Source organism: Arcicella sp. GW458-12-2-14-TSB2, assembly GCF_059423785.1.
In genome coordinates this window covers 1-8,640 of the sequence record NZ_JBWKYN010000221.1, presented here as the reverse complement: position 1 = coordinate 8,640, position 8,640 = coordinate 1, and the positions used below count along the sequence as shown (strand labels likewise).

Annotated in this window: 7 protein-coding genes; 5 read left to right on the top strand and 2 right to left on the bottom strand. The window is 33.4% G+C overall.

The window, feature by feature from the left end:
• The first annotated feature begins 238 nt into the window (after positions 1 to 238).
• Positions 239 to 1,903, top strand: a complete 1,665-nt coding sequence (locus AC07XN_RS21855) for a hypothetical protein (RefSeq protein ID WP_309920073.1) — start codon at positions 239 to 241, stop codon at positions 1,901 to 1,903.
• 302 nt (positions 1,904 to 2,205) lie between these two features.
• Here AC07XN_RS21855 and AC07XN_RS21850 read toward each other — a convergent pair whose 3' ends face one another.
• Positions 2,206 to 4,380, bottom strand: coding sequence for a S9 family peptidase (locus AC07XN_RS21850; RefSeq protein WP_494744590.1), 2,175 nt, complete (start codon positions 4,378 to 4,380; stop codon positions 2,206 to 2,208).
• A 62-nt stretch (positions 4,381 to 4,442) separates the two neighbouring features.
• Complete coding sequence (locus tag AC07XN_RS21845) at positions 4,443 to 5,132, bottom strand: pseudouridine synthase (RefSeq protein WP_494744589.1); 690 nt, start codon at positions 5,130 to 5,132, stop codon at positions 4,443 to 4,445.
• Positions 5,133 to 5,315: 183 nt separating this feature from the next.
• Between AC07XN_RS21845 and AC07XN_RS21840 the strand changes: the two genes are divergently transcribed.
• From AC07XN_RS21840 to AC07XN_RS21825, 4 genes are all read left to right on the top strand, one after another.
• Entirely contained in the window at positions 5,316 to 5,741 is a 426-nt protein-coding gene (locus tag AC07XN_RS21840; RefSeq protein ID WP_309920083.1) for a response regulator, read from the top strand.
• Positions 5,742 to 5,855: 114 nt separating this feature from the next.
• Positions 5,856 to 6,290 carry an EVE domain-containing protein gene (locus AC07XN_RS21835; protein WP_309920085.1) on the top strand — a complete coding sequence of 145 codons (435 nt, stop codon included), beginning with the start codon at positions 5,856 to 5,858 and terminating at the stop codon, positions 6,288 to 6,290.
• 150 nt (positions 6,291 to 6,440) lie between these two features.
• Positions 6,441 to 7,184 carry an ankyrin repeat domain-containing protein gene (locus AC07XN_RS21830; RefSeq protein ID WP_494744588.1) on the top strand — a complete coding sequence of 248 codons (744 nt, stop codon included), beginning with the start codon at positions 6,441 to 6,443 and terminating at the stop codon, positions 7,182 to 7,184.
• Positions 7,185 to 7,550: 366 nt separating this feature from the next.
• Entirely contained in the window at positions 7,551 to 8,573 is a 1,023-nt protein-coding gene (locus AC07XN_RS21825; protein ID WP_494744587.1) for a nucleoside hydrolase, read from the top strand.
• Positions 8,574 to 8,640: the final 67 nt, after the last annotated feature.

The window sequence follows — 8,640 nt, the reverse complement described above, 5'->3', positions numbered from 1 at the left end:
CAATTAAAATATTTGAATGCTGGGTGATAACATTCTTTAATGCTGCTTGTTTTCCATTATTTATTTAAAATACATCCAATCTTATTCTTTATTAAAATCGTGAAAATCAATCAGTAAATCAACTTATGTTAAGTATGTTGGACAAACTAACATTTATTTTATAGTAATACTGCTATTTTACTATCTACTGGCATAGAAATTTAGGTCTTTAAGTAGTTGACTCTTTACCATTAATTCTATGACACAAAATCCAAAAAATCGCTTCAAAAAAGGACTAATTATTAGTCTTTATACATTACTTGCATTTTTAGCAATCGCTACCATCGTAGGGCTATGGGGATTAAAGCCTTTATTATCAAAACGGATTCAATATGCAGTATTAAAAAGTACTGATAGTTTATATCACATTGATTTCAAAGACATTCAGTATAATATTACTGGTGGTGATGCTCGCATTTTGGGCGTGCGTTGGCAAGCAGATACTACTTTGTACAAGCAACTGGATTTGGCAAAAAAAATGCCTGATAATATTTATCAAGCTCAAGTAGATGAAATTCATTTAACAGGAATTAATCCTTGGAAAATTATTTTTTCATCAAAGTTACACTTACAATCAATCAGCATTAAAGAACCCGTTATTCAGATTAACCATCACAGGCAATATTATAATTCTTTCAAGACAATTACACCTTTCTATACGATACTTTCAAAATTTGTAAAATCATTTTCTGTAGAAAAGGTAAGTTTAGATAATATCAATTTTACTTTTATTAATCATTCTGAAAAGAAAACGCCTAGTACCAGTAAGGTTGAACATTTAGATATTGAACTCACCGACTTATTGATAGACTCAACGTCTCATCGTGATAAAAGTCGTTTTTATTATATGAAAGAGTGTGTCTTCAAGTTAGACAAACTAGAAATACTGACAGAGGATTCATTGAATAAATTTAAAATAAAGGAATTATTATTCTCTACTAAATCTAAATCATTATCGCTTGAACACTTGGAATATGAACCTCAGTATAAAGAAATTGCCTATGGCAATAAAACTGATGGGGATGATAGAATCAGTATTATTTGTAAAAATATCAAACTAGATTCTATAGATTTACACAAGCTTTTTGAGGAGAAAAAAATATATGCGAAAAACCTTGGCATTAACAATGGACAGATAAATGTATTTACAGACACGCGTCTTTTCAAACCACATAAGAAAATGGATTATCGCCCTTTTCCTCATGAAGCTTTTAGGAAATGGCAACTTAAATTTTTAATTGATACGATAAAATTAAGTCGTTTTAAAATAACGTATTCTGAATACAATCCTCAAACAAATTTAGTGGGCAACGTGATTTTTGACAAAGCCAATGGTTATGTACATAATTTCACGAATGACTCTGTCCCCTTAGCAAAAAATCCAAATTGTATGGTTTTTTTGAAATCTAAATTGATAAATAAAGCAAACGTTCATTTCTCCTTTCGCTTCAATATAGCAGATAAACAAGGAGATTTTAGTTGTAATGGTAAAGTATTCAATATGCAAATAGCCACTGTAAATCAGGTAACCGAAGCCTTAGTAATGGCGAAGGCTCAAGAAGGATATCTTAGTTATTTTGCTTTTGATATGCATGGAAATAAATTCGGGCTGAAGGGTTCTACTACGATGCTCTATCAAGACTTAAATGTAATGATATATAAATTCCCTCCTGAAGACGGTGTCTTTAAAAAACGGAAATTACTATCTTTTATAGCTAATACATTTGTCATCAAAAAAAGTAATCCAACAGGAAAGAAACCTCCAAGAGTTGCTATTATCAATTATCAGAGGATACCTGACAAGCCATTTTTCTATACGCTTTGGAAGGGATTATTGGAAGGGATAAAAGGTTCTGTGTTGTAGCTTTGTTAAAAAGGATTCAACATGAGTCATCCCGAATTTCAAAATCATAAAAAAGCGGTCGAAAAACTAATTTCGACCGCTTTTTTATGATTGATGAACAACGAATTCCTACTGTTTGAGCGATAGCGAGTTTAGGAATTCTTGATTTTTTTGTTACTTTTTGCATCAAGGCAAAAAGTAAGGACGAGAATAAATTACAAAAACTCAAAAATCATCTAAAACTCACTATTTTTAGAGAAAATTCGGGATGACTCATGTTGAAATACAGCTGAATGCTCAAAGCTCATCACTCACAGCTATTATTATCTTCCTCCTGGTGGGCAATATTGTTTCAAGTAATTAGTGTACAAAGTATTCAAGTGCATTCTTGTTCCTTCGCCTTCATAAATGCCATGCGAACGGTTTGGATATGCCATAAATTGAAACTGTTTGTTGTACTTAATTAATTCATTCACTAACATTTCAGCATTTTGATAATGTACATTATCATCGCCTGTTCCATGAATGTATAATAAATTCCCTTTCAAGTTTTTAGCATAAGTAATCGGAGAACCATTTACAAAATCCTCACGATTTTCTTGAGGAATACCCATATATCTTTCCTGATAAATATTATCATAAGAAAGCTGATTAGCTACCGCCGCTACAGCAATACCTGTTTGATAAATTTCTGGATATTGGAATAATAAATTTAACGTAGTTGACCCTCCGCCACTCCAACCATGAACTGCTACTCTTGTTGGGTCGATGTATTTATTTTTCAATAACTCCTTCGCTGCCATTGCTTGGTCACGGATATTGATTTGTCCAATTTTACGATAAATTGCTTTTCTCCACTCACGACCTTTTGGAGATGGCGTTCCTCTTCCATCGATTGATACATAGATATAACCATCTTTTGCCATATCACCAACGTATAAACCATTTGAGCCAGCCGAATAAGTATCTTTTACCGTTGCAGAAGCTGGTTCTGTATAAACCATGAATACGATTGGATACTTTTTGGTAGAATCAAAATCATAAGGTTTTACCATCCATGCATCCACAGTGATGTTATCTTCGGTCTTGATTTTTAAAAATTCAACCTTATTTTTTCTTGGTTTTTGCTTGGTTATTTTCGCATCAACACCTTCTGCTTCGTTAAAAGGCTTATGGTCGGGCAACGTAATCATTTCACTTACGGGACTAACTGTCGAGCTAGTAAAACGATGTTGAGCGAACTTACCCGTTGGCGAAACATTATAACTGTGTGTTCCTGCTTGGTTCAAAGGTGAAACTCTCTCTGCTTTTCCTTTTCCATCTAACGTAGTTCTATATAAATATTGTTGCGTAGCATTTTCTGGCGAAGCTGTGAAGTAAATTACATTTGTTTCTTCATTGAATGCTAAGAAACTAATTACATCAAAATCACCCGCAGTTATCAACTTTTCTTTACCGTCTTTTCCAACAATATATAAGTGATTCCAGCCATCTTTTTCCGATTGCCAGATAAAATCTTTTCCATTTTTCAACCAATCCCAGCCTACAGACTCTCCTGCACGGTTATTTACATTAACCCAAGCTTTATCAGATTCGCTATAAAAAGTTTTGGCTACGCCAGTTTTAGCATTACAAAGCATCAATTTTGTTTCGTTTTGCTTACGTGGCAATTGTTGGATAATGATTTCAGATGAATTACCTGCCCATTCCATTTTAGGAATATAGTTATTGGTTGATTCTCCCGGCACTTTCATCCAAATCGTTTTAGCAGTAGCAATATCTACAACGCCTACTTTACAAGCCGAAGGCTTCTCTCCTACTTTTGGATATTCTACAGGAATTACTTGCGAATAGATAGAGTCTGTGGTATTCAACATGAAATAATCACGAATGGTATTAGCATCAATCTGCCAATAGGCAATAGATTTACTATCTGGACTCCAACGAAAACCGTCTCTACAGTCAAATTCTTCTTCATATACCCAGTCGAAAGTACCGTTGATTAACTTCGTAGTTCCATCCTTGGTCAATGCTTTGATTTTATTGGTGGCAAGGTCTTCAACATAAATATTATGTTTTGAAACATAAGCAACTTTTGACCCATCAGGCGAAAACTTCGCAAACATCAAAGATGATACTGGCATGCCTTTTCCTAATTGCTTAAGTTGTTTGGTGGCAATGTCTAATACCCAATAATCACCACGCGTTTCATAACGCCATACTTTTTTGCTGTTGGTAAAAATCAATACTTTTTTAGCATCATCAGAAAAGGTATAGCTTTTGATTGATAAAGCAGAGGTCTGACCTTTAGGAATCAATAAATCTGATGTAACAATAACTGTTTTTTGTAAAGAGGGAAGACTTACTCTTGAGATTTGACTACCTTCTAATGCTGTATAAGAAGTTCCATCAGTATCCCAATTAATGCCCTGAGCAAACAATCCTGCTGGAATAAGTATCAGGGTTAATAATAATTTAGTAAAGTGTTTTTTGTTCATGATTTTTAATTGATGAATGAAAGACGAAAATAGCAAAACATTTTGCTTATACCTATCATTGGCTAAACTTCCTGTTGAATTTCTGTCATTGATAAATGCCTGTATGTACTGGGCGTTAGGTTTTCTAATAATACATTCCCTATTCGGGTTCTGATAAGTTCTAATACTTCGTAGTGCAATTGATAGCACATTCTCCTGATTTGTCTATTCAACCCTTGCACTAAAATAATCTTAAAACTGAAATCCGTGATTTTTTCTACCTTGCATGGCAAAGTCATTTTACCCATGATTTGTATACCGTTTGACATTCTAGTAATAAATTCTTCATCTATTACTTTATCGACCGTCACTAGATACTCTTTTTCAGTTTGGTGTTCTTTACGAAGGGTTTTATCAAACAGCCGACCATCATTGGTCAATAATAATAAGCCTTCTGATTCCTTATCTAGTCTGCCTACTGGGAACAGCGCGTCTTCAAAAGGCAAAATCTCTTTCAGGTTTTCAGGAATGTTTGTATTCAATGTCGTTTCTATGCCTCTGGGTTTATAGAAGGCTAGATAAATCATTTTTTTACCTTCTTTGATAAGTTGATTATTATAAACGACTTCATCTTCAAGGTTGATAATGACATTCTCATGAACCACCAAACCATTGACCATAATCACCCCAGATTGAATCAGCGACAAAGCCATTTTGTTAGCAATTTGGAGACGTTTAACGAGTAAATATTGAAGACGATTTCTGAAAGTCATTTGGGGATTAATATTTTATTTGCAATATACTGTAGATTTTTTGATATGGGTTATAAGATGATTTTGTAAAACATCATTTAACTTTCAATGTTAGTTGTATTTAATGATTACATTTTGCTTATTGCCAGCATTAGAATAAGAAGGTCTGATTTAATGCTTTTTAAAAATATATAAAACTAAAAAATGAACAAAACTGGGCCAATAATAGTGATAGAAGACGATATCGACGATCAAGAGATTTTAGATGAAATTTTTAAAGAGCTTAATTTTAAAAACGAAATTATCTATTTTAAAGAAGGAGAAAAAGCACTTGACTACTTGATTAAGACCTCACTAGAACCTTTCCTTATCCTTTCAGATATAAATATGCCCAAATTAAACGGCATAGAATTAAGAGAAAAAATTAATACAAACGAAGATTTAAGAATAAAATGTATTCCGTACTTATTCTTTACTACAAGTGCCGAACAAAAGTACGTTGTTGATGCTTATTCAAAGTCAGTGCAAGGCTTTTTTGTTAAGCCTAATACTTTTGAAAAATTAAAAAGTACCATAAAAATAATTGTAGAATATTGGTTAGAATGCGAATCTCCCAATTATATTAAGTAAATACCCTTTTAATCCTAACTCGTTTAACATTTATAAGTAAACATTTCAAAATCTTTTTTTTGTCGCTTTTTATAGTCGTGTACGTTATATTTATGACAACAAAATAATACTACAATGGCTGAAACGAAATATTGGATAATAGTGGCTTCTAAAGACCACGTTCAAAATGGCATTGCTGAAGGTATTGCCCAAGCTTGTCATGGAAAGTCTTCCCCTCTTAGAAGAATGAGACCTTATGATTATATCGTTTATTATTCAGGAAAACTCATCATGGGGCAAGATGATAAATGCCAAGAGTTTACAGCCATCGGGCAAGTAAAAGATGAAGAGGTCTATCAGTATCAGATGTCACCAGAGTTTTGTCCGTTTAGGCGAAATATACATTTCTTTGAGAGCAAAGCCGTTTCTATCTTACCACTCATTAATGATTTACAATTTATTCAAAATAAAAAGTCGTGGGGATATCCGCTCAGATTTGGCTTTTTAGAAATCAATAAACATGATTTTGATTTAATTGCTTCACAAATGTTAGAAAATGAATATGTTTAAAGAGATTGAATTTACCCTTTAAAACGCTGACTAAGTCTGCAAGTGAAGTACTTCTTTGCACTAATTGTAGTTATCTAAAAAGCGATGTAGGTTAGCGACAAAACAATAAAGGCGAACATTATTTTATGAGTCACCTAACAATCATTTCAAATGGACTATTTACATAAAATTATTGGAGACTTTGAGATTCACTCAGTAGAAGGAATTATAGAATGTTTTGAAAATGGTATTGACCCAAATCAAATACACAATGACAAACCTCTTGTTTATGAAATGATAAACATGTATCTGCGAAGCCCTAAATTCAAAGACTGCATTAAAGCTTTTGTAGATTATGGTTTAAAATTTGAAGACAAAGTATTATTGTCTGTTTTACTTGATGATGCAAGAACACTTGACAGACTTCTGACTAATGACAAAACACTATTATACAAAAAATATTCATTAAACTGCACTTTTACTCCTCTATATCAAGTATCCCTTTTGCATATTTGTGCAGAATATAACCATTTGTCATGTGCTAAAATTCTTGTAAATCATGGAATCGACATCAATAACAAAGCTGGAGTTGATAATTTCGGATTTGGAGGGCAAAGCCCAATTTTCCATACTGTTAATCAACATGCAAATGCTTGCCTTGACGTACTTGAATATCTTGTTTCACAAAGTGCAGATTTGTCACTAACAGTGCAGGGATTAATATGGGAAAAAGGTTATGAATGGGAAACATTCATTCCATCAGTAAATCCAATAAGTTATGCAATGATGGGATTGCTTAGACAATTTCAAAGAACAGAGCAACAAATCTATAAAGTAGTCTCTTTATTATTAAAAGCAGCATATAGTATAGACTATTTTCCTACAAATGTTCCTAATAAATATTTAAACAATTAGAAAAAGAATTGCACCATCGTATTCCCCTCGTTACTGTAAGTCTTTTTTTGAATCGGAACGATAAAGATAACGCAGATTAAGTCTGCAAGTGAAGTACTTATGTAAATAGATTCGCCCTAGCATATTCCCAAAGACACGTATGTCTGCAACAAACCAACATAATAGGATAACCTCGTTAGCATTGTCAACTTTTAAAAAGTTGACAATGCTGCTACGTCCTCTTACCCCTTGTAATGTACGTTTTGTTAGTATTTGCGACCTACCCAAAAACACCAACAATACCGAAAATAATTTCATGGATTTAATTTAGTTGGAAAACCAATGTAAATTTGGCTTTCTAATCAATCTGTTAAACCATGAAAAACAATGCTTAAAAAACACAATCTTCTACTATTAATGCTTCTGCTAATAGTAGCCGCTACAACTTGCGCTCAGAATGTTACGAGTAACAATGCTGTAATACCCCGAATGAGAGTTATCGTCGATAATGATTTCAGTGGCGACCCTGATGGGTTGTTTCAGCTTGCACATTTATTACTTTCACCCTCGGTGGAAATAAGAGGTATTATTGGCTCTCACTTAAGTGTTAATGATGGCTTTGACCCTTCTAAAACACAAGCTGATAATGCTGCCAACAAAGCAAAGGAATTATTACAAGTAATGGCTATCAAAAATAATATCCCTGTCTTTGCGGGTTCAAATACTGCTATGTTGAATGACAGTACTCCTGTGAAAAGTGAGGCTGTAAATTTTATTATCCAAGAAGCTTTACGCACTGATACTAAATTGCCTTTGTATGTGCTTTGCGGAGCAGGTTTAACGGAGATTGCTTCGGCTGTATTAACCAACCCACAAATAGCCAATAAGTTAACATTAATTTGGATTGGTGGCCCTGAATATAACGACTTGGCATTACCTCCACCCAATTTTTCTGACCCAGAATACAACCTTAAAATAGACATTTCGGCAGGGGCGGTTGTATTCAATAAATCAAATATTGCTTTGTGGCAAATTCCAAGAAATGCCTATCGACAATGTATCGTTTCTTACTCGCAACTTTTGGTAAAGGTGAAACCAACAGGAAAAGTGGGGAATTATTTGACTACTGTGTTAGAAAATTTGATGAAGAGAATCAAACCTTATTATAATATTGGCGAGACCTATGTTTTAGGAGATAGTCCTCTAGTATTATTAACAGCTCTTCAATCATCTTTTGAAGCAGACCCCTCCTCAAGTAGTTATGTAGTTAAGTTGGCTCCCAAAATCAATAAGTTTGGGGCTTACGAATATAATCATAAAGGAAGACCGATTCGGGTTTATAATCACTTAGATACTCATTTAATGTTTGAAGACTTTTTTGCAAAACTAGCGTTAATGAATCCTTATTGATTGCTTTATTTCGGAAGTTTAATATGAATAACTCCAACTAAAAAAGGGTCAGTTGAAATATTTCAAC

What these genes read in the sequence shown, in the direction of transcription:
- AC07XN_RS21855 (WP_309920073.1), top strand. Translation starts at nt 239, where the DNA reads ATGACACAAAATCCAAAAAATCGCTTCAAAAAAGGACTAATTATTAGT.
- AC07XN_RS21850 (WP_494744590.1), bottom strand. Translation starts at nt 4,380, where the DNA reads ATGAACAAAAAACACTTTACTAAATTATTATTAACCCTGATACTTATT.
- AC07XN_RS21845 (WP_494744589.1), bottom strand. Translation starts at nt 5,132, where the DNA reads ATGACTTTCAGAAATCGTCTTCAATATTTACTCGTTAAACGTCTCCAA.
- AC07XN_RS21840 (WP_309920083.1), top strand. Translation starts at nt 5,316, where the DNA reads ATGAACAAAACTGGGCCAATAATAGTGATAGAAGACGATATCGACGAT.
- AC07XN_RS21835 (WP_309920085.1), top strand. Translation starts at nt 5,856, where the DNA reads ATGGCTGAAACGAAATATTGGATAATAGTGGCTTCTAAAGACCACGTT.
- AC07XN_RS21830 (WP_494744588.1), top strand. Translation starts at nt 6,441, where the DNA reads ATGGACTATTTACATAAAATTATTGGAGACTTTGAGATTCACTCAGTA.
- AC07XN_RS21825 (WP_494744587.1), top strand. Translation starts at nt 7,551, where the DNA reads ATGCTTAAAAAACACAATCTTCTACTATTAATGCTTCTGCTAATAGTA.